We start from the raw sequence: 19,428 nt of genomic DNA, 5'->3' as shown, positions 1-19,428 counted from the left end.
GGCGGCCGTCGTGAGCGGGCAGCCGTCGCCGTGCGACCGGGCCGAACTCGGCGCGCTGTTCCTCTTCGAGAAGCTGGACGACGGGCAGTTGGACCGGCTGTGCCGTGAGGGCCGGGTGGAGCGGTTCGAGCCCGGTTACGTCTACCGCGAGGGTGAGCCCGCGACCTGCTTCTTCGTGCTCCTGGAGGGCGCGGTCGTGATGACCCGCCGGGTCGGCGACGACGACGTCGAGGTCAGCCGCAGCTCCCAGGTCGGGGTGTACGCGGGCGCCTTCCAGGCGTATCTCGGCGACCAGGCCGACCAGGCCCGCTACAAGGGCTCCATGCGGGTCACGGCCCTTTCGCGGTTCTTCGTCCTGCCCGCGGCCTCCTTCGCCCGGATCATGCGCGACTGGTTCCCCATGGCCGTCCATCTGCTGGAAGGCCTGTTCTTCGGCAACCAGAACACCCAGCGGACCATCGGCCAGCGCGAACGTCTGCTGGCGCTCGGTTCGCTGTCGGCCGGGCTCACGCATGAGCTCAACAACCCCGCGGCGGCGGCCGTACGGGCCACCTCCGCGCTGCGGGAGCGGGTGGCGGGGATGCGGCACAAGCTGGGGGCCATCGCCGCCGGGCCGTACAAGCGCGCCATGCTGGAGTCACTCGTCGAGCTCCAGGAGCGGACGGCCGAGCAGGTCTCCAAGGCGACCCCGCTCAGTCCTCTGGAGGCGGCCGACCGGGAGGACGAGCTGGCGGACTGGCTCGACGACCACGGCATCGCGGGCGGCTGGCAGCTCGCGCCGAACTTCGTCCAGGCCGGGCTCGACACCGACTGGCTGGACCAGGTCGCCGCCGCCGTGGACGAGCACACCCTCGAAGGGGCGGTCCGCTGGCTCAACTACACCGTCGAGACCGAGCTGTTGATGAACGAGATCCAGGACTCCACGAGCCGCATCACGCAGCTCGTCGACGCGGCGAAGCAGTACTCGCAGCTCGACCGCGCGCCCTATCAGAACGCCGATGTGCACGAACTCCTCGACAGCACGCTGCTGATGCTGTCCGGGAAGATCGGTGACCGGATCGAGGTGGTGAAGGAGTACGACCGTACGCTGCCGAGGATTCCGGCCTATCCGGGTGAGCTGAACCAGGTGTGGACGAATCTGATCGACAACGCGGTCTCGGCGATCGGTGACGCGGGTGGGGCGGGGACGCTGACCGTGCGGACGGCGCTGGACCATCGTGACCTGGTGCTGGTCGAGTTCCGCGACACCGGTCCCGGTGTTCCGGCGGACATCCGCGGACGGATCTTCGATCCCTTCTTCACGACCAAGCCGGTCGGGCGGGGTACCGGGCTCGGGCTCGACATCTCCTGGCGGATCGTCGTCAACAAGCACCACGGGCACATCGAGGTGCACTCCCGGCCCGGTGACACCCGCTTCCAGGTCTTCCTCCCACTGACCGCCCCCGCGGCCGACCTCGACCTCACACTGGCCGACGAGCCCGAGCCCGAGCCCGATGCGCCTGAGGAGGCGTCATGACCCGCCACCGGCCCCACCCCCGGGGCTCCGCCCCGGACCCCGCTCCTCAAACGCCGGAGGGGCTGAATTAGCCCCTCCGGTACGGGATGGGACGGGTAGGGGCGGCGGGGGCGAAAACCCATGGTGCGAGGAGGGTGTGTTGATCGGGATCTCTGAGATCCGGGAGGCGGCCGAGAGGGTCGCCGGGTACGTCGTACGGACGCCGACCGTGCGGAGCCCAGGGCTGGAGACGCTGCTCGGCGCCCCGGTCACGACCAAGCTGGAGCTACTGCAACGGACCGGCTCGTTCAAGGCCCGCGGCGCGACCGCGAAGCTGCTGACGCTGACGGACGCGGAGCGCGCCGCAGGCGTCGTCGCCGTCAGCGGCGGCAACCACGGCATCGCCCTGGCACACATGGCGGCCGCACTGCACATCAAGGCGACGGTGGTGATGTCCCGCACCGCCCCGAAGCGGGCCGCCGACCTCGTCGAGGCGAGCGGCGCCTCGCTGCGCCTCACCGACGGCATGGCCGAGGCGTTCGCGCTCACCGAGCGACTGCGCGCGGAGGGCCTCACCCTCGTCCATCCGTTCGACGACCCGCTGGTGATCGCCGGCCAGGGCACCGTGGGCCTGGAGTTCTCCGAGGACGCCGAAAACGCCGACTCCCTCACCGACGTGCTCGTCAGCATCGGCGGCGGTGGCCTCATCGCCGGCGTGGCCACCGCCTTCAAGGCGCTGCGCCCGCAGGTCCGCGTCTGGGGCGTGGAGACGGTGGGCGCCACAGCCATGGCGGAGGCACTGGCGGCGGGCGGCCCCGTGACGGTCCCCCTCTCCTCCGTCGTCACCACACTCAGTGCCCCCTCCGCCTCGCAGCTCACCTACGACCATGTGGCCGCCCTCGTCGAGGACGTCCTCGTGGTCCCGGACGCCGAAGCGGTACGGGGCGTCCTCGACCTCGCAGAGCACGCCAAGCTGTGGGCGGAGCCCGCCGCCGGATGCCTGCTGCCGGCGGCCCGGCAGGTGCTGGAGCGGGTCGGAGACGGAGCCCGGCTGGGGCTCGTGGTGTGCGGGGGCAACACGACCACGGCGGACATCACGGAGTGGGCCCGGCGATTCGGCCTGTAGCCGGAATGACGCCGACGGTCCGCACGCGCCGACCGGCATAATGTTCGAATGACCACCCCCACCCCCACCCCCACGTCCCCCGAACGCGCCCCCGTCGTCATCGTCGGCGCGGGCCCCGCCGGGCTGACCGTCGGCAACATCCTGCGGGCCGCCGCCGTGGACTGTGTGGTGCTGGAGACGGAGAGCCGGGAGTTCATCGAGCGGCGGCCGCGCGCCGGGTTCCTGGAGGAGTGGGCGGTGCGGGCGCTGGAGCGGCGCGGGCTCGCCGGCCGGATCGCGGAACAGGCGCCGACGCACACGGAGTTCGAGTTCCGTTTCGGCGGTGAGCGACAGCGGTTCCCGTACACGGAGATCACGGGGCATCATCACTTCGTCTATCCGCAGCCGCTGCTCGTGACCGACCTGGTGCGGGAGTACGCGGACGTCCGGGGCGGCGACATCCGTTTCGGCGTACGTGATGTGCAGCTGCACGACGTCGACAGCGAGCGGCCCTCGGTGTCGTACACGGATCCGGCGACCGGTGAACGGCGGCTCATCCACTGCGAGTTCGTCGCGGGCTGCGACGGCGCGCGGGGTGTCACGCGGAGCGCGCTGCCGGCGGAGCACGCCACGGTCGCCCGGCACGACCACGGGGTCGGCTGGCTGGCGCTGCTCGCCGAGGCGCCGCCGTCGTCGGACTGCGTCATCCTCGGTGTACATCCCCGGGGTTTCGCCGGGCACATGGCGCGCAGCCCCGAGGTCACCCGCTACTACCTGGAGGTCCCGGCCGGTGACGACCCGGCGAACTGGCCGGACGAGCGGGTGTGGTCGGAGTTGCACGCCCGGCTGACGGTGCCGGGCACCCGGCCGCTCACGGAGGGCCCGTTGGTCGAGAAGCGGGTGCTCGACATGCACAACTACGTCGTCGAGCCGATGACGTACGGCCGGCTGTATCTCGCGGGCGACGCGGCCCACCTGGTCGCGCCGATCGCCGCGAAGGGCATGAACCTCGCGCTGCACGACTCGCTGCTCCTCGCGGACGCGCTGATCGCGTACCTCGGCAAGGGTGACGACAGTGGGCTGCGGGGATACTCGGAGGCCTGTCTGCGCCGGGTGTGGCACTACCAGGAGTTCTCGCAGTGGCTGGCGGAGCTGCTGCACGGGCCGTCGTCGGGCGACGCGTTCCGGGCGGGCGCGGCGACCGCCCGGCTGCGCCGCGTCCTCGGCTCCCCCGCCGCCGCGTCGACCTTCGCGGAGCTGTTCATCGGCAAGGACACCGACCACTAGCGACCAGGACGGGCCGGGCGCGGCGAACCGTACGCCCGGCCCAAGCCTCTCAGTGGTCGCCGCAGCACCCGTCCCGTCGCATCGCCCGCCCGATCTCCAGCCAGTCGTCCCGTGTCTCGGCGGCCTTCGCGCGCCGGGCGGTGGGCTGGTACGCGGCCACCAACTCCTCGGTCTCGTAAGGGACTCCGCCTCTCAGGACCGACACCGTGCGGACGAGGTCGGTGAAGTCCGTGAAGGGGTCGCCGTCGATGACGGTCAGGTCGGCGAGCCTGCCCGTCTCGACCGTGCCGAGGTCGTCGTCGAGGCCGAAGAGCCGGGCCGGGAGGACGGTCGCGGTGCGCAGGGTCTGGGCGGGGCTGAGTCCGCCCTCGTGCAGGGCGCGCAGCGCGAGATGGAGGAAGAGGCCGACGGGGCCGAGCGGCTGGTCGGTGCCGAGGGCGACGGTACCGCCGGCGGCGAGGATCCGCCGGTAGATGTCGGTCTCCGTGCGCAGCGCGGCGAGCTGGGCGGGGGTCGGCGGGACGCCCGCGGACTGCTGTACCAGGGCGGCGTCCCACGGGGGCATCACGACGCTCACGCGCGGGTCGTCGGCGAGGGACGGGTCGGCGCCGAGGAGGGGCGCGGCGGTGAAGGGGGTGGCGATGAGGGAGAAGTCGACGCCTTGGGCGCTGTAGATCTCCAGCACGTCCTCGTAGGCCCGCCCGGTGGCGGTGATGGCGTGTCCGAACTCGGCGCGCTGGGTGGCCTGGAGGTGGGTCGTCAGGTCCTGGCCGAGCTGTACTCCGGGTGAGAGGAGGTGGCCGCCGGTGCGTACGCCGAGCCGTTCGTGGGCGAAGTGCGCGGCCTCGCTCATCACCCAACCGGGCGCTCTCACATAGGTTTTGACGAAATCCCAGTCGAGTGCCGCGCCGCGCTCCAGGGTGCGCCGCAGTCCCGCCCTCGTCCGGTGGGCGCGTCCCATGCTGTACGCGACGCGCGAGCCGTCGAGGAGTTCGCCGGTGGTGAGCAGCCGGGGTCCGGCGAGCCGGCCGGCGTTCACCTCCTCGCGGATGCGGACCTGTTCGTAGGCGAAGCCGCCGAGGGAGACGGCGGTGGTGACGCCGTAGGTGAGCTGTCCGGTGGCCTGGCGGCTGCCGTAGGTGCTGTGCCAGGGGTGGGTGTGGGTGTCCCACAGGCCCGGGATGACGGTCCGGGCGGAGGCGTCGAGGCGGTGGAGGGCGGCCCGGCGGTTGGCCCGGTGGGGTTCGACGGCGGTGATGCGGCCGGCGCGTACGAGGATGTCGACGTCGTCGCGTACCGTCTCGCCGGTGCCGTCCCACAGGCGTCCGGCGTGGACGACGGTGTCGGCGGGGGTGGGCCGGGTGCGGTCGAGCGGCACGCGGACGGTGCGGGCGTGGTCGCCGGAGACGTCGATGAGGCGCAGGCGGGTGCCGGACTGGTAGAGGAGGGTCTTGGAGTCGCCGGACCAGGTGGGGTGGTCGGCGGGTTCGGTGGTGAGGGTGCGGAGCTCGCCTCGGGGGGTGCCGTCGGGGGTGACGGACAGCAGGCAGAGGGCCGACTCGACGATCACGGCCAGCCAGCGGCCGTCGGGCGACCAGACGGGACCGGAGTCGTACCGGTCGGCGATCGAGGTGTGGGGCGCGACCGCGTGCAGCCGGTCGGCGCCCGTGGTGGCGTCGATGATCCGGACGAGGTTGTAGCCCTCCCGGAAGCGGGCACTCAGCCGGTTGCGATCGCACAGGGCGAGATACCGTCCGTCGGGCGACCAGCTCGGCCTGCCGGGGATGCCGCCCCCGCCGAGCGGTGTCGCGAGGACGTGGTCCTCGCCGCTCTCCAGGTCGCGTACGACGAGCCGTCCGGTCAGGTCGAGGGCGGCCAGGCGCCTCCCGTCGGGCGAGAGGGCGGGCATGACACGGCCGCCGGTGGCGAGGGCGGTCTCCTCGCCGGTGGCGAGATCGTGCCGGTACACGCCGAGGAGGCCGTCACGGTCGTCGGCGTAGACGAGGGACCTGCCGTCGGGTGCCCAGGCGGGCGCGAGGAGGTAGCGGGTGGGCGGTGACTCGCGCAGTCTCTTGGGCGGGCGGCCGCCCGAAGTCCCGGCCAGCCAGAGCGAGTTGAGCGCGGCGAAGGCGATGCTCCGGCCGTCGGGCGAGAGCGCGGGCAGGTGGATGCCCCGCACGGGCCGTACGCGCGCCTCTCCGAGGTCGTACTCCTTGATCCGGTAGCGGGGCCGGTCCACGGGGAGCACGCCCTCGAAGGGGATGGCCTCGGGTTCGGCGGGGTCCTCGGGGCGGACGAGGGTGAACCGGCCGTCGAGCGTCAGCAGGAGTCGCCCGTCGGCGGTCCAGCGGGGTGGTACGGGCGCGAGGTCTCCGTCGACCGGGACGGGCTCGCCGTCGACGACGAGGGTGCAGGAGGCGTTGGGGGAAGCGGTGGTGCGCAGGTAGGCGAGGCGGCGGCCGTCGGGCGCGAGAACGGGGGTCATGACCTGGGCGGCCGCGGTCTCGGTGTGCTCGACGGTCACCGGGCCGGTGCCGTCGGCGGCCACGGCGGCGACGGTCCTGGACTCGACGGACGGCGTGCCGCCCGAGATGACGGCCTTGGCGCGCACGAACAGCAGTCGGTCGCCGTCCGGTGACCAGGTGGGGTCGAAGTCCTCCCACGCGCCGTCCTGGAGGGGGCCGTCCTGCCCGGACAGGCCGGTGACGCGGGTGAGGTCGCCGGTGCTCAGGTCCAGGACGTGGATGCGGTACGGGCCGCCCGTGACGGGGTCGCCGCCGCGTTCGGAGCCGAAGGCGAGCCGGGTGCCGTCGGGCGACCAGGCCGGTCCCCGGTCGTCCCAGGGGCCGTCGGTGCGCCGGCGCAGGTCGGAACCGTCGGGGCGCATGGTCCACAGGTGGAAGCCGCCGCCCTGGTACGCGCAGAACGCGATGAGGGCGCCGTCCGGGGCGTACGTGGGCCGGTTGGGTTCGAGGCCGGCCGGGGTGAGGGGGACGGCCTTGCCGCCGGTGCGGGGCAGGGACCACAGGCCGCTCTGGATCTCGGCGATCAGGGTGTCGCCGGCGGGTGCGAGGGTCGCCGAGCCGTTGGTGGCCCGGGTGAAAGTGAGGGAGAGGCCGGTGCCGGTCGTCCGGGGCCGGGCGGTGGCGGGCGCGGCGGTGCCGGCGGTGCCGAGGACCGCGACGGCCCCGGTGGCGGCCAGGAGTTGACGGCGGGTCAGGGGCGGGGTGGAGCGACTCTGGTCACGGTCCATGACACGGCACGCTGGCGCACCACGGGGCCCAGGGGCAACACCGCCATTCACGCCATCGGCGGTGTCACTCCCCTGCGTGACGGCGCCCCGGATCACTCGGTGTGGTGACGGCGGCGGATCCACGCCGGCAGCGCGAACCAGCAGAGCAGGTACCAGACGAGCACAGAGCCGACCAGCCAGGGGACGTATTCGTCGTGGGTGGCGACCCGCAGGATCAACAGCAGCGCCGCGGTCATGGTCGCGAGGAGCAGGATCAGGCCGACGACGGTGAGCCGACTCGCCCAGTACACGGCGGCGGGTTTGATGCGGCGGCCGGCGACGATCCGGTGGAAGGAGACAGGGCCGATCAGGGCGCCGGTGGCGGCGGCGCCCAGGACGACGGTGACGATGTAGATGGTCTTCTCGGTCTGCGGCAGCTGCTCGTAGCGCGGGGTGAAGACGACGGTGAGCAGGAAGCCGAAGAGGATCTGCACCCCGGTCTGGGCGACCCGTACCTCCTGGATGAGCTCGCCCCAGCGGCGGTCGGCGCGCTCCTCCTCGGTCTCGTCGCGGCCCCGGTTCCGGTTCCGGTCGTCCCGCGGGTCCCCGTCCCGGCTGTCGTACCCCTCGGTCACGGTGTTCTCCCGGCTTCGGTCGATGTCCCCTTCCCTGGATGGCGCCGCGGCCCGAACGACCAAGCGGGCACACCCGACACTTCACTCGCACGAGTGAATCCGGTTGGCGGATCGGTCACTTGTGTCAATCTGCGGCCTAGCGTGGCTGCGGTGACCGACTCTTCAGAAATGTCCCGCCGGGGTCTCCTCCTGGGCGCCGCCGCGCTCGCCCTCACACCGCAGTTCGTCCGCCAGGATCCGGCCGCCGCCGCGGCCGAGCTGCCCGGTTTCCCGGCGGACGTCGAGCTGTACCGGTCGGCGTACCGCAACTGGGGCGGGGAGATCACCGCGTCCGGGCTGTGGGCGTGCGCGCCCGCCGACGCGGACCAGGTGGTGGCGGTGGTGAATTGGGCCCGGCGGCAGGGCTGGACGGTCCGGGCGCGCGGCCTCTCCCACGGCTGGTCGCCACTGACCGTCACCCCCGGCACCGACGCCGGCGCGCCGGTGCTGCTGGTCGACACCACGACGCACCTCACCGGCACGGCGCTCGAATCCACCGGCCCCGCCGCCGTCCGGGTGGGTTCCGGTGCCACCCTTGAGGGCCTGCTCACCTTCCTGGAGGGCCACGGGCTCGGCGTGACGGCCTGCCCGGCGCCCGGCGATCTCTCGATCGGCGGCGCCCTGGCCGTCGACGCCCACGGCACGGCCGTACCGGCAGAAGGGGAGACCCGGCTGCCCGGTCACACCTACGGCTCGCTCAGCAATCTCGTGCTGTCGCTGACGGCCGTGGTGTGGGACGCCGACAGCGACGCGTACGTCCTGCGGACATATCGGCGGGACGACGCCGACGGTGCCGCGCTGCTCACCCATGTCGGACGGGCGCTGGTCACCGAGTTCGTGCTGCGGGTGGGGGCGAACACGAATCTGCGGTGCCTGAGCCGGACCGACATCCCCGCCGGGGAGCTGTTCGCCGCGCCCGGCAGTACAGGGCGTACGTTCGAGAGCTTCCTGGACGAGGCGGGGCGCCTGGAGGCGATCTGGTTCGCGTTCACCGAGTTCCCCTGGTTCAAGGTGTGGAGTGTCGAGCCGACCCGCCCGCTCACCTCCCGGCGCGTGACCTCGCCGTACAACTATCCCTTCTCGGACAATGTGCCGACGGTGGTGGCGGATCTCGTCGGGCGGATCGCGTCCGAGGGCGCCTGGTATCTGGCCCCGGTGCTGGGCAACACGCAGGCGGGCGTGGCCTCGCTGGGGCTGGCGACGACGCTGTCGGCGGACATCTGGGGGCCGTCGAAGAACACGCTGCTGTATCTGAAGCCGACGACCCTGCGAGTGACGGCGAACGGGTACGCGGTGCTCACCTCACGGGACCAGGTGCAGCGCGTGGTCTGCGAGTTCGCCGCGTTCTACCGGGAGCGGCTCACCGCGTACGCCGCCCGGGGGCGCTTCCCCGTCAACGGCTCGGTCGAGATCCGGGTGTCCGGTTTCGACGACCCGGCGGACGTCGGACTGGCCGGCGCCCGCGCCCCGCTGCTGTCGGCGCTGCGACCGCGCGCCGACCGGCCGGAGTGGGACACCGCCGTGTGGCTGGACGTGCTGACGCTGCCGGGGACACCCGACGCCGAGGCGTTCTTCCGCGAGCTGGAGCGGTTCCTGCTCACGACGTACGACGGCGAGCACGCCCTCACCCGCGTCGAGTGGTCCAAGGGCTGGGGCTACACCGACGAGGCCGCCTGGAGCGACGAGGAGGTCCTCGGCACCGTCGTACCGGAGTCCTTCGACGACGGCGAGGGGCCGGGATGGGACGGAGCGACGGAGATCCTGGACCGGCTCGATCCGCACCGGGTGTACGGGAACACCTTCCTCGACCGACTGTTCCCGTAAGCGAGTGCCAGCGAATTCCGGGCCCGGACGGGCCCCCGGCCGGAACCGCCCGCCGTGCGGAACGCGGAGCCTCACACCCGGCGCCGGCGCGCCATGGCGAAGGAGAACAGCCCGAAGAGGACTAGTCCGGCCGCGACGCACGCCAGCAGGGCCGGGCCCGCCGGGGCGTCGGCGAAGGAGCGGAGGGTGTCGTCGAGGCCCTTGGCCCTGTCCGCCTCGTACTCGATCGCGGCACGGACGGCGAAGACGCCGGCCATGGCGAACACCAGGCCGCGCGCCACCCCGCCGACCACACCGGTCACATCGACGACCCGGCGCGTCCGGCGGGACATCTCCCCGAGCCGAAGGTGCTTGTGGTACGAGCGCATCAGGGCCCGTACGCCGATCCACCCGCCGGCGACGATCACGGCGACGCCCGCCGCGCCCACGAGCCACCGCCCGCCGGGGAGTTCGAGGGCCCGGGCCGTCACGTCCCGGGACTGCTCGTCGCTGGAACCCCCGCCGCCGCCGTTTCCACCGCCGCCCTCGCCCGCCGCGAAGGTCAGCACCGAGTAGGCGACGAAGGCGTAGAAGACGAAGCGCGCGGCGGACGCGAGCCTCTTGGTCCACTTGCGGCCCTCGGGGCCCGCCGCGCCGAACACGGCCTCCGAGAGCCGCCACAGCGCCATGCCCACGACGCCGATGCCGAGGGCCCACAGCAGGACGGAGCCCAGCGGCCTCTCGGCTATCTCCTCCAGCGCGCCCTGCCGGTCAGCCTCCTGCCCGCTCCCGCCGAAGGTGATCTGCAGGGCCAGCGCCCCGACCAGCAGATAGATCACACCGCGTGCGGTGAGCCCGGCGCGGGCCGCGCCCTCCGTCAGCGAACTGCGCGCCCCTCGGGCGCTCCCCACCCCCAGTGTCGTCATCAGTGGCGTCCCCGCGGCTCCTCGACCCGCAGCTGGAGCTGCACCTCCTGGTCACCGGCCTCCACGCCGACCTGGTGGACGGTGTAGGTCTCCTCCAGGGCCTCCCGCAGCAGCCGTACGGCGGGCGGGCTGCCCTGTACGTCGACCGTGACGGGCGCGGACAGCGGTCGGTGGTGTTCCTCGGTGTCGGTGGGGACCGCGGCGGTGTCGTACGTGCCGGTCCACATGGTGGGGCGGTCGGTGCCGGTCTCGTGGGGCGGGTCGGCTGGATGCCGGTCCGACTCGAAGTGGGCGCACAGGCAGGCGAAGACGCGTTCGGCGTCCTGGGCGGAGCAGTCGCAGACCACGACCTCGACCTGGGACACGGGCAGACTGGGCAGGATCACGGTCCTTCTCCCTGGTGTGGACGACAGGGTGCGGGTACCCCCATGGTGGGCCCGAAACGGGGTTCTCGCAGGTCGCGCGCGAGGAGATCCGCGGCGGCTGAAGCCGGCCGGGCGGGCCCGGAGCGCGTGACCCCATCCGCCCGGGACGGCACGGGCCGTGGGCTATGTTGAGTGGTCGTGGGAGACGAAGGAGGCGCGCGCGTGCCATCGCCGCAGCAGACACGTGCGCAGGCATCAGCGATCACGTCCGGACGGACCGCCCCGGAGACCGAGCAGTCGCCCACGTCCCGGCTCAGGGAACTGTTCGACGGCCCCCGGCTCTCCCCCGGGCAGCGGCGGATCGCGCAGTACCTCATCGAGCACATCACCGAGGCGGCGTTCCTGTCGATCACGGACCTCGCGGAGCGCGTCGGCGTGAGCCAGCCCTCGGTGACCCGGTTCGCCGCGGCCGTCGGCTTCAGCGGCTACCCCGCACTGCGCGAACAGCTCCAGTCCATCGCGCTCGCCACCCTGGGCGGCGCGCCGGGCGCCGTGGCGGCGGACCGCAGCAATGAGCTCCAGGCCGCCGTGGACGCCGAGATCGAGAATCTGGAGAACCTGCGGCGCGACTTCGCCGACCCCGACGAGGTGATCCGGGTCGGCCGCGCCCTGTCCCACTCGGCGCCGCTGACCGTCCTCGGCCTCAGGATCTCCGGCGCGCTCGCCGAGTACTTCGCCTACGCCGCCCGCCGTATCCACCCCGACGTCCGGCTGGTGACCAAGGGCGGCACGGTCGCCTACGACGCGCTGCTGCAGTCCCGGGAGGCGGGCGGCACCTGGGTGGTGGCGTTCTCCATGCCCCGGCACGCGCAGGAGACGCTGACCGCGCTGCGGGTCGCCCACGGCGCCGGACTGAAGGTGGCCCTGGTCACCGACCTGGGGCTCGGGCCGCTCGCGGACGAGGCCGACGCCGTCTTCGCCACCGGCACCGGCTCCCGCCTCGTCTTCGACTCCTACGCCGCCCCCGTGGTGATGTCCTCCGCACTGCTCCAGGCCATGACCGACGCGGACCCCGAGCGGACCCAGGCCCGCCTGGAGGCGTACGAGCAGGTCTCGGAGCAGCATCAGTTCTTTCTGAAGGAGTGACGTCTCACGACATGAATTTTTTCATGTTCTTGCATACTCATCGGTATATATAAATACTGCTCGCGGATCGTGACCCGGTGCCTGGACCGGGGCCGCCCAGACTCCACACCCGCTGGACCAGGCTTCGATGCAAGACCGGAGCGTTGAACATGGCCCTCACCTCCTCGCCGATCCGCACGGACTGGCCGTGTCAGGTCAAGACCCCCGGCAGTTACGACTGGGAGCGGTCAGCGGCCAAGTGGCTGCGCGAGCTGGTGCCGGCCCGCTACGGCAGCTACCCGGCGATGATGCGCCACCCCGTCCTGCTCGCCCGGCACGCGCAGATCCAGGTCCAGCACGAGATCCGGGTGGCCCGCACCGCCCTGCAGACCGCCCGCTCCGAGCTGCCCAGCCTCGGTATGTCCGAGTCGGTCATCGAGCACACGATCAAGATGTACGCCGCCGAGGTCATGCAGCTGAGCCACATGGCCCGCAGCATCCGTGCCGTCAGCCAGGCCCTCGTCGACCACAACCTCGCCCGCGCCTCGAACTGAAGTCCCCTTGCCCCCGCGCGCCGCGGTAGACGGCGCCTCCACAGGGAAGACGATGGACAGGCAGCAGCCGGGCGCACCGCACGGCGCGAGTGAGGGGCGGGACCGATGGATTCCTGGACATGGGGTGTGATCGTCGCGATCGCGCTGGTCGCGGCCGCCGTCCTCGGCGTGGCCGTCTGGCTGCTCCTGCGACTGGTACGCACCCGCCGTGAACTGCGTCGGGCGGGCCTGCCCACCGGCCCCAAGTGGGTCTTCTGGGGCGCTGTCCTCTATCTCGTCCTCCCGACCGACCTCGTACCGGACCCGGTCTACCTCGACGACATCGGCGTCCTGCTGCTCGCCCTGAAGTCGATGCGCACCGGCCGTCAGGACTCCCTGGCCGCCGAGCGCCAGGAGGGTACGGGAACCGCCCTGCGGGGGTGAGACGTTGTCGGGCTGACGGTCACTGCGACGGACGGCACCGATGAGCGAGCTGGTACCAGGGGGCAATGTCCCCCTGCCGGGCGGCATCCTGACGATCAGGGTGCCGGGCCCCTTCGACGTCTCCGCCCTCATCACCGACGACACCGGCAAGGTCCGCGGCGACGCCGACTTCGTCTTCTTCAACCAGCCGACCGCCCCGGGCGCCGGCCTCGACGGCCAGGCACTGACGGTCGACCCGGCCGGGCTGCGCGCCGGGGCGAGCCGTCTCACCGTGGCCGTCAGTCCGGCCACCCCCGGCACACCGCTGGGCAACCTGCCCGCACCCACGATGCGGGTCACGGGAGCCGACGGCCGGCTCATCGCCCGCTTCACACCGGCGAGACCCCAGCGGGAGACCGTACTGCTGCTCGCGGAGCTCTACCGCCGAGGCCCCGGCTGGAAGCTCCGGGCGCTGGGACAGGGCTACGCGGACGGACTGGCGGGAGTCGCGAGGGACTTCGGCGTGGACGTGATCGAGGAAGCACCGCCACCGGCGCCCCGCGAGGGGCGCGGGGGACCGCGCGATCAACCCCCACCGGCCCGCACGGTACCCACGGACCCGGACGGCTGCCTCCGCCTGATCAACTCCACCCGCGCCTCAGCAGGTTCCCCACCGATCTCCCTCGACCACCGACTCACGGCTGCCGCCCGAGCCCACGCCGCCGCGATGGCCGCCCAGGGCCGACTGGCGTCGGAAGGCGCGGACGGTCTCTCCGTCCACCAGCAGGTCACCGCTCGCGGCTACGCCTATCTGACCATCGGCGAGCACCTCGTCTCGGGCCCCCGCACACCCGCCGAGTTCGTGGAGTACTGCCTCTCCGACGAGCGGGCCAGACAGACGCTGCACGAGCCCGCGTACAGCGAGGCCGGTCTGGCGTACGTCACCGGCCGGCGCTCGGGCACGCTGTTCTGGACGGCACTGTGGGCGCAGCCCTTCAGCCGGTCCGGCCTGGCACGTACGGCGGCGGAGGTCATCGCCCTCACCAATGCCGAGCGAACCGCCGCCGGTCTGCCCCCGCTCTCCCCCGACGCTCCGCTCACCGACGCCGCCCAGGCGCACAGCGCGGACATGGTCGCGCGGGACTTCTACGCGCACACCTCGCCCGACGGCAGGGAGCCGTGGCACCGCGCGGCGGCGGCCGGTTCCACCCGGCGGTCCATCGGGGAGAACATCGCGTGCGGCCAACGGTCCGCCGCCGAGGTCGTGCGGGGCTGGATGAACAGCCCCGGGCATCGCGCGAACATCCTCAAACCCACCTTCACCCGTATAGGTATCGGCTTCGCCGGAGGCGGCGCGGCCGGCACGTACTGGACGCAGCTCTTCGGCGGCTGAAACCGGGCCGGCCGGACTCTCCCTCTTTCGAGTTGGTCAACTCGCCTTCCCACTTGGCTACTTGACTCTCTGTTATCACTCGACTCCAATGCAACCTGTCGGTGTCTCCGACGCGTACAGGTCACGCCGACGCCCGACCCGCGGCGGTGGTACGGCCGGAGTTCCGCGCCGACAGAAGGCAACGGGAGACGAGTCAGATGGTTTCGAGAACGGTGGGCACGGGTGTGGCGACGCTGGGCGCGGTGGTGTTGTCCCTCGTGACGGTCCCCGCCCAGGCGGCGGCTCCGGCCGGCTCCCCCGCCCGGCCCGACACGACGACGGCCGCCGCCGCGTTGGCGGCACCCGATCAAGTGGCGCTACGAAAAGTGCTGCGCACCGCGCTGTCGCAGGGGGCGCCGGGCGCGTTCGCGAGGATCGACGACCACGGCAAGGTGCACCATCTGGCGGAAGGCCTCGCCGACCGGTCCGCCAAGCGGGCCATCGGCACCGGGGACCTCATCCGCATCGGCAGCGTCACCAAGACGTTCACCGCGGTGGTCCTGCTCCAACTGGTCGACGAGGGCAAGATCAAGCTCGACACCTCGGTCAACACATATCTGCCGGGGCTGCTGCCCGACAAGCGGATCACCGTGCGGCATGTGCTCAGTCACCGCAGCGGGCTGTACGACTACACCAACACCCTCTTCGCCCAGACGGTCTCGGGGTTCGAGAACGTGCGCAACAAGGTCTTCACCTACCAACGGCTGATGGACCTGTCGCTCGCCAAGCCGCTCACCAACAAGCCGGGGGCGACCTACGCGTACTCCAACGCCAACTTCGTCGTCGCGGGCATGCTCATCGAGAAGATCACCAAGAAGCCGGTGGCGACCGCGTACCAGAACCGTGTCATCAAGCCGCTGAGGCTGGCCGACACGTTCTACGTCCACCCGAAGAACACGATCCCGGGGAAGTACTCCCGCGGCTATCTGACCGCCGACTCCACCGGCCGGAAGGTCGACTCGACGCTGCAGACGACGTCCTGGGCGCAGAGCGCGGGGGCCATGGTGTCCAGCGCCAAGGATCTCAACAAGTTCCTCTCCGCGCTGATGCGGGGGAAGCTCACTTCTCCCGCCCAGTTGAAGCAGATGCTGAAGTGGACGCCGGTGAACAGCACCCAGGCGTACGGGCTCGGGCTGCGCCGGCGTGACCTGTCGTGCGGGATCTCGGTGTACGGGCACACGGGCACCGTGCAGGGCTACTACACCTGGGCGTTCACCTCGAAGAACGGCAAGCGCGGTGTGACCTCGTTCGCCAACACGTCCAACAACGGCACGGTGTACGCGACCATGAACCGCACGCTGGAGTCCACGTTCTGCGGCTGACCCGATGACCGAACGGCGGCTCGGGGCGGGCAGGCGGGTCAGCGGCGGCTGACGCGGCTGCCGCCGTGGGCGCGAGGCGGGTCAGCGGCGGCTGACGCGGCTGCCGCCGTGGGCGCGGCCGAGGGTGTGCAGGTGTTCCAGGGCGTCCAGGACCACCGTCCGGTCGTACCAGGACAGCCACTCGCCGGCCTCGGCTCCCACGACGGTCAGCGCCTTGATCTGAGCGGGTGTCAGTTCCTCGGCCGGGTCTTCGAGATGGGCCGAGACCATGCCCACGCAGGTCCCGGAGGCGGTGGTCAGCGGCACGCTGTGGCAGGCGCGGCTGCCCGCTTCCAGGATCGCCGAGCGGGCGTCCTCGGCGAACACCGGATGGGTCGCCACGTCCTGGACGGTCACCTGGGCGACGTTCCGCGCGGCCAGCGCGCACGCGGTGCCGTCCTCACCGACGTGGGCGAAGAAGTCGACGAAGTCCACGGTATGTCCCGTGTGCCGTTCGATGCGCAGTCCGCCCTCGGCGCGGTCGGCGATCTGGACGTTGCCCATGTCGGTGCCGACGACGGCGAGGGCCTGGCTGAGCACGGCGTCGAGAACCTCGCTCCGGTTGCCCCGTCCGACGCGACGGCCACGTGCCTCCTCGAAGCTGAGGGGCGGCTCCGCGTGCCGGGCCCGGCCGGGGAACCACAGCGCGTCGCGTCCGTCCGGTCGCGGCGCGCTCACGGCGGCCCCGGCCAGGGTGCGCAGCTTGACGTTGTGCTGCTGCGAGGCCCGCTGGAGCAGCGCGAACGCGGTCTCCGCGTCCGGCAGTGCGTACCGTTCCCGCAGCATGCCCTGGGCCTGGGCGACCAGCGGCCGGCCCGCCGTCCGGGCGCGCAGTTGCCGCACCTCCGCGCGCAGCCGCGCCAGTTCCTCCCGTGTCGCGTCGCCGTCGTGGTCCGGCTCCGACCAGGACTCCTCGCGCATCCGGCACCTCCCGCTCTCCTCGTTCCGACCGGCAGCAGGGCTCGTCTGCCCGGTCCAGGCCCGAGTACGCGGAATCCGGTCTACCGTCGTCCGCATGCCCCTGACCTTCGACGACCTGCTGGAGCGGGCCGCGTCCCTCGCCCGCCCCGGCCGCCGGGTGCTGCTCGGTGTCACCGGCAGCCCCGGCGCGGGGAAGACCACGCTGGCCGAGCGGTTGACGCGCGCGCTCAACGGCGACGGTGAGCCATGGGTCGCGCACGTCCCCATGGACGGCTTCCATCTCGCCGATGTCGAACTGGTGCGGCTCGGCCGCCGGCACCGCAAGGGCGCGCCCGACACGTTCGACGCGGTGGGCTACGCGGCGCTGCTGGAGAGGCTCCGCCGTGACGTGGACGACCTCGTCTACGCGCCGGGTTTCGAGCGGACCCTGGAGCAGCCGATCGCCGGTTCGATCCCGGTGCCGCCGGCTGCCCGGCTGGTCGTCACCGAGGGGAACTACCTCCTGCTGGAGCACGGCGACTGGACCCGCGTGCGGTCGCGTCTCGACGAGGTCTGGTTCTGCGACCTCGACGAGACCGAACGCGTACGCCGGCTCGTCGCCCGCCACGAGGAGTTCGGCAAGGGCCATGACGAGGCGGTCGCCTGGGTCCTGGGCACGGACCAGCGCAACGCCGACCTGGTGGCGGCGACCCGGCACCACGCGGATCTCGTGGTGCCGGCGGCCGCGATGCCGGGTGGAGAACACTGACGGCCTCCGGCAGGCGCGGGTCCTTCGTGCGCTGCCGGGCGAGGGCCGGCAGCGAGGTGATGCCGAGGGAGGTGTCGCCGATGTCGTCGGCGCAGTCGGGGTGTTCGAGGTTGCCCTCGGGCATGAGCCGGGCGAGGGCCTCCTCGGTGACCGCGGCGAGGACCTCGTCGTACGCCTCAGGGGTGGCGGGCAGGTCGTGCAGGGGGCCGCGCCGATGCGTGAGGCGCACGGGGATCAGCCCTTCATGCCTGGGGTGGCCATGGCGTGGTTCGCCGGATCACACGACGGGTGCGGGCCGGCGCGCGCGCAGTGCGACGGTCAGTGTGTGCGGGCCCAGTCCACCGATGTAGACACGGTTCCCGGTCGTCGCATCGGTGCCTCCCCCCACGGTGTAGTCCTGACCCGGGTCGTACCGCAGTACCTCGCTCCGGTCCGGCCCGGCAAGTGGTTCGCCTGCCTCGATGTCGGCCCTGACCTGGATCTCGTCGTCACCGACCCGGTAGGTCATCGGCCCGGTCGTCAGGCACCAGCGTCCGTCGCCGAACGGTACGGCGCCCTCTGACACGCCGCCCGGCCGGAAGGTCAGTTCGAGGGCCCAGGGCGCCCGTGGTCCGCTGATGTCGATCCGCAGGTCGGCCCCGTCTTCCCGCAGGTCCACCTCGACGCGGGTCGTGTGTGAGACCTCGTCCCGAGGCCGGTCCGGGAAGGCCATCGCGGCCGAGAAGCGTCCCTCGTCCGCCATCCGGTAGACGCCGTCGTTCCGGCGCTGGTCCGTCGGGAGCGGTTGGTAGTAGGCGGCCGTGAGGGTCTCGGCGAGCAGGTACCGGTTGTCGGCAAGCTGCTGCATGTCGGCGGCGCGGAACGGGCCCAGGTCGAAGAATCCCCGCGAGAGACGGACCGCTTCGAGGACGGCGTCGCCGGCGAACAGGCGCAGGAAGGTGGGGTTGCAGGCGAGGCCCGAGCGGATGCGCCGGTGCCCGGGCACGTCGGAGCCGCCGTACACCACCGTGTGCGCGGTGGCCGAGGCGCGTGCGGCGAGGCGTGCGGTGGTGAGGTACCGGTCGCGCGGAAGGGGCTCCGCAGTCGGGGCCGGCAGGGCGCGGCACAGGTCCGGGGTGAGGAGGGTCTCGGCGAGCAGGCCGGGGTCGTCGATACCGCCGGCGGCCGCCAGCCGCGCCACCCGGGCGAAGTCGCCCCGGCCGGTGCGGATCGCGAGCAGCCGGTAGTGCGGCAGGTAGGGCGCCAGCGGGAACGGGCGGTTCTGGTCCTGCCGTCGCGAATGGACGGTCTCCACCGTGCCGTCCGGCCTGATCAGGTCCAGGGTCGTGGCGAGATTGCGTTCGACGGCGTACAGCAGGTCGGCGCGGCCGAGCACTTCGGCCAGGAGCAGCAGCGACGGGTTGGACACATGGGCCGCGTAGTTGGCGCTGCGTTCCGAGTACAGGCCGTCCGCGTCGATGTCGACGCCCTCGGCGAGCCACTCCTCGACGCGGTCGAGCAGCCGGTCGTCCGGGAACGACCGGTGCAGCCGGGCCAGCGCCGCGCACAGCTCCCAGCGGTGGTTCGGGGTGTGCACCCCGCCCGTCAGGAGGCTGCCGGTGGCGGCGCCGGCGATCTCGGCGAGGGCGGCCGTGACGTCGCGCAGTTCCGGCCCCGCGCCGGCGGCGAGGACGTGCGCGTCGCACACGTCGTTGAGGGTGAACGCGGAGTCCGGCGGTGACTGCACGTTGTCGCCGCCGGCGAAGAGGCCGGTGGGGGTCTGCGCGGCCCTGAGGGCGCCCAGGTGGGTCATCGCGGCGGCGACGGCCCGCCCACTTCCGTGCAGCGCCGAGTCCGGGGAACGGTATGCCGCGACCAGGGTCTTCACCCGCCGCGCCAGGCCGCGGTGCGGCACACCGGCGGGTTCCTCGTCGGGGCGGGCCGCGAGCAGGGCGGCCAGCCGGTCGGCGGCGCGGGCCGCCGACCGGACGAACTCGTGGTCGAGCGGGGTGGGCAAGG

16 protein-coding genes and 1 pseudogene are annotated in these 19,428 nt (G+C 72.4%); 10 read left to right on the top strand and 7 right to left on the bottom strand.

Features of this window, described 5'->3' with window-relative positions:
* Positions 1-10: 10 nt before the first annotated feature.
* The 3 genes from I8N67_RS05995 to I8N67_RS05985 all read left to right on the top strand — a co-directional run bounded on the left by I8N67_RS05995 (position 11) and on the right by I8N67_RS05985 (position 3,887).
* Complete coding sequence (locus I8N67_RS05995; protein WP_200301526.1) at positions 11-1,516, top strand: ATP-binding protein; 1,506 nt, start codon at positions 11-13, stop codon at positions 1,514-1,516.
* A 139-nt stretch (positions 1,517-1,655) separates the two neighbouring features.
* Positions 1,656-2,621: a threonine/serine dehydratase family protein gene (locus I8N67_RS05990; RefSeq protein ID WP_200301525.1), complete on the top strand. Its 966-nt coding sequence runs from the start codon at positions 1,656-1,658 to the stop codon at positions 2,619-2,621.
* 48 nt (positions 2,622-2,669) lie between these two features.
* Positions 2,670-3,887: a 4-hydroxybenzoate 3-monooxygenase gene (locus I8N67_RS05985; protein WP_200301524.1), complete on the top strand. Its 1,218-nt coding sequence runs from the start codon at positions 2,670-2,672 to the stop codon at positions 3,885-3,887.
* A gap of 49 nt (positions 3,888-3,936) precedes the next feature.
* On the opposite strand, the gene I8N67_RS05980 is transcribed toward I8N67_RS05985, so the two are convergent.
* Together I8N67_RS05980 and I8N67_RS05975 are read right to left on the bottom strand one after the other, a co-directional pair.
* Positions 3,937-7,140 carry an amidohydrolase family protein gene (locus I8N67_RS05980; RefSeq protein WP_200301523.1) on the bottom strand — a complete coding sequence of 1,068 codons (3,204 nt, stop codon included), beginning with the start codon at positions 7,138-7,140 and terminating at the stop codon, positions 3,937-3,939.
* 92 nt (positions 7,141-7,232) lie between these two features.
* Positions 7,233-7,754 carry a DUF6328 family protein gene (locus I8N67_RS05975; RefSeq protein WP_200301522.1) on the bottom strand — a complete coding sequence of 174 codons (522 nt, stop codon included), beginning with the start codon at positions 7,752-7,754 and terminating at the stop codon, positions 7,233-7,235.
* A gap of 168 nt (positions 7,755-7,922) precedes the next feature.
* Here I8N67_RS05975 and I8N67_RS05970 point away from each other — a divergent pair, with 168 nt between their 5' ends.
* On the top strand, positions 7,923-9,617 hold the full coding sequence (locus tag I8N67_RS05970; RefSeq protein WP_200301584.1) for a cholesterol oxidase substrate-binding domain-containing protein: 1,695 nt from the start codon (positions 7,923-7,925) through the stop codon (positions 9,615-9,617).
* 71 nt (positions 9,618-9,688) lie between these two features.
* On the opposite strand, the gene I8N67_RS05965 is transcribed toward I8N67_RS05970, so the two are convergent.
* A complete protein-coding gene (locus I8N67_RS05965) occupies positions 9,689-10,522 on the bottom strand; it encodes a DUF1206 domain-containing protein (RefSeq protein ID WP_200301521.1) in 834 nt (277 codons plus the stop codon).
* On the bottom strand, positions 10,522-10,908 hold the full coding sequence (locus I8N67_RS05960) for a hypothetical protein (protein WP_200301520.1): 387 nt from the start codon (positions 10,906-10,908) through the stop codon (positions 10,522-10,524). Before I8N67_RS05960 ends, I8N67_RS05965 begins: the two co-directional genes overlap by 1 nt.
* Before the next feature lie 201 nt (positions 10,909-11,109).
* Between I8N67_RS05960 and I8N67_RS05955 the strand changes: the two genes are divergently transcribed.
* The 5 genes from I8N67_RS05955 (at position 11,110) to I8N67_RS05935 (ending at position 15,722) form a co-directional block, all read left to right on the top strand.
* On the top strand, positions 11,110-12,033 hold the full coding sequence (locus I8N67_RS05955) for a MurR/RpiR family transcriptional regulator (protein ID WP_200301519.1): 924 nt from the start codon (positions 11,110-11,112) through the stop codon (positions 12,031-12,033).
* 149 nt (positions 12,034-12,182) lie between these two features.
* A complete protein-coding gene (locus I8N67_RS05950) occupies positions 12,183-12,566 on the top strand; it encodes a hypothetical protein (RefSeq protein ID WP_200301518.1) in 384 nt (127 codons plus the stop codon).
* A 105-nt stretch (positions 12,567-12,671) separates the two neighbouring features.
* Positions 12,672-12,989, top strand: coding sequence for a YkvA family protein (locus I8N67_RS05945; protein WP_200301517.1), 318 nt, complete (start codon positions 12,672-12,674; stop codon positions 12,987-12,989).
* A 40-nt stretch (positions 12,990-13,029) separates the two neighbouring features.
* Entirely contained in the window at positions 13,030-14,361 is a 1,332-nt protein-coding gene (locus I8N67_RS05940; RefSeq protein WP_200301516.1) for a CAP domain-containing protein, read from the top strand.
* A 197-nt stretch (positions 14,362-14,558) separates the two neighbouring features.
* On the top strand, positions 14,559-15,722 hold the full coding sequence (locus I8N67_RS05935) for a serine hydrolase domain-containing protein (protein ID WP_200301515.1): 1,164 nt from the start codon (positions 14,559-14,561) through the stop codon (positions 15,720-15,722).
* A gap of 81 nt (positions 15,723-15,803) precedes the next feature.
* Here the strand turns inward: I8N67_RS05935 and I8N67_RS05930 are convergent, their stop codons facing one another.
* On the bottom strand, positions 15,804-16,682 hold the full coding sequence (locus I8N67_RS05930) for an ANTAR domain-containing protein (protein ID WP_200301514.1): 879 nt from the start codon (positions 16,680-16,682) through the stop codon (positions 15,804-15,806).
* Between the two features lie 94 nt (positions 16,683-16,776).
* Between I8N67_RS05930 and I8N67_RS05925 the strand changes: the two genes are divergently transcribed.
* Positions 16,777-17,430 carry a nucleoside/nucleotide kinase family protein gene (locus I8N67_RS05925; RefSeq protein ID WP_200301513.1) on the top strand — a complete coding sequence of 218 codons (654 nt, stop codon included), beginning with the start codon at positions 16,777-16,779 and terminating at the stop codon, positions 17,428-17,430.
* Here I8N67_RS05925 and I8N67_RS42310 read toward each other — a convergent pair.
* Positions 17,429-17,659: pseudogene (locus I8N67_RS42310) on the bottom strand (hypothetical protein); the annotation flags it as partial. The gene I8N67_RS05925 and the pseudogene I8N67_RS42310 sit on opposite strands and share 2 nt — an antisense overlap.
* A 48-nt stretch (positions 17,660-17,707) precedes the next feature.
* Entirely contained in the window at positions 17,708-19,426 is a 1,719-nt protein-coding gene (locus I8N67_RS05920; protein WP_200301512.1) for a hypothetical protein, read from the bottom strand.
* Positions 19,427-19,428: the final 2 nt, after the last annotated feature.

Source organism: Streptomyces adelaidensis (genome assembly GCF_016598475.1).
GTDB lineage: Bacteria > Actinomycetota > Actinomycetes > Streptomycetales > Streptomycetaceae > Streptomyces > Streptomyces adelaidensis.
The sequence above is the reverse complement of the archived record's forward strand: the minus strand, read 5'-3'. Positions and strand labels throughout refer to the sequence as shown.

What these genes read in the sequence shown, in the direction of transcription:
- I8N67_RS05985 (WP_200301524.1), top strand. Translation starts at nt 2,670, where the DNA reads ATGACCACCCCCACCCCCACCCCCACGTCCCCCGAACGCGCCCCCGTC.
- I8N67_RS05980 (WP_200301523.1), bottom strand. Translation starts at nt 7,140, where the DNA reads ATGGACCGTGACCAGAGTCGCTCCACCCCGCCCCTGACCCGCCGTCAA.
- I8N67_RS05970 (WP_200301584.1), top strand. Translation starts at nt 7,923, where the DNA reads ATGTCCCGCCGGGGTCTCCTCCTGGGCGCCGCCGCGCTCGCCCTCACA.
- I8N67_RS05965 (WP_200301521.1), bottom strand. Translation starts at nt 10,522, where the DNA reads ATGACGACACTGGGGGTGGGGAGCGCCCGAGGGGCGCGCAGTTCGCTG.
- I8N67_RS05950 (WP_200301518.1), top strand. Translation starts at nt 12,183, where the DNA reads ATGGCCCTCACCTCCTCGCCGATCCGCACGGACTGGCCGTGTCAGGTC.
- I8N67_RS05945 (WP_200301517.1), top strand. Translation starts at nt 12,672, where the DNA reads ATGGATTCCTGGACATGGGGTGTGATCGTCGCGATCGCGCTGGTCGCG.
- I8N67_RS05940 (WP_200301516.1), top strand. Translation starts at nt 13,030, where the DNA reads ATGAGCGAGCTGGTACCAGGGGGCAATGTCCCCCTGCCGGGCGGCATC.
- I8N67_RS05935 (WP_200301515.1), top strand. Translation starts at nt 14,559, where the DNA reads ATGGTTTCGAGAACGGTGGGCACGGGTGTGGCGACGCTGGGCGCGGTG.
- I8N67_RS05930 (WP_200301514.1), bottom strand. Translation starts at nt 16,682, where the DNA reads ATGCGCGAGGAGTCCTGGTCGGAGCCGGACCACGACGGCGACGCGACA.
- I8N67_RS05925 (WP_200301513.1), top strand. Translation starts at nt 16,777, where the DNA reads ATGCCCCTGACCTTCGACGACCTGCTGGAGCGGGCCGCGTCCCTCGCC.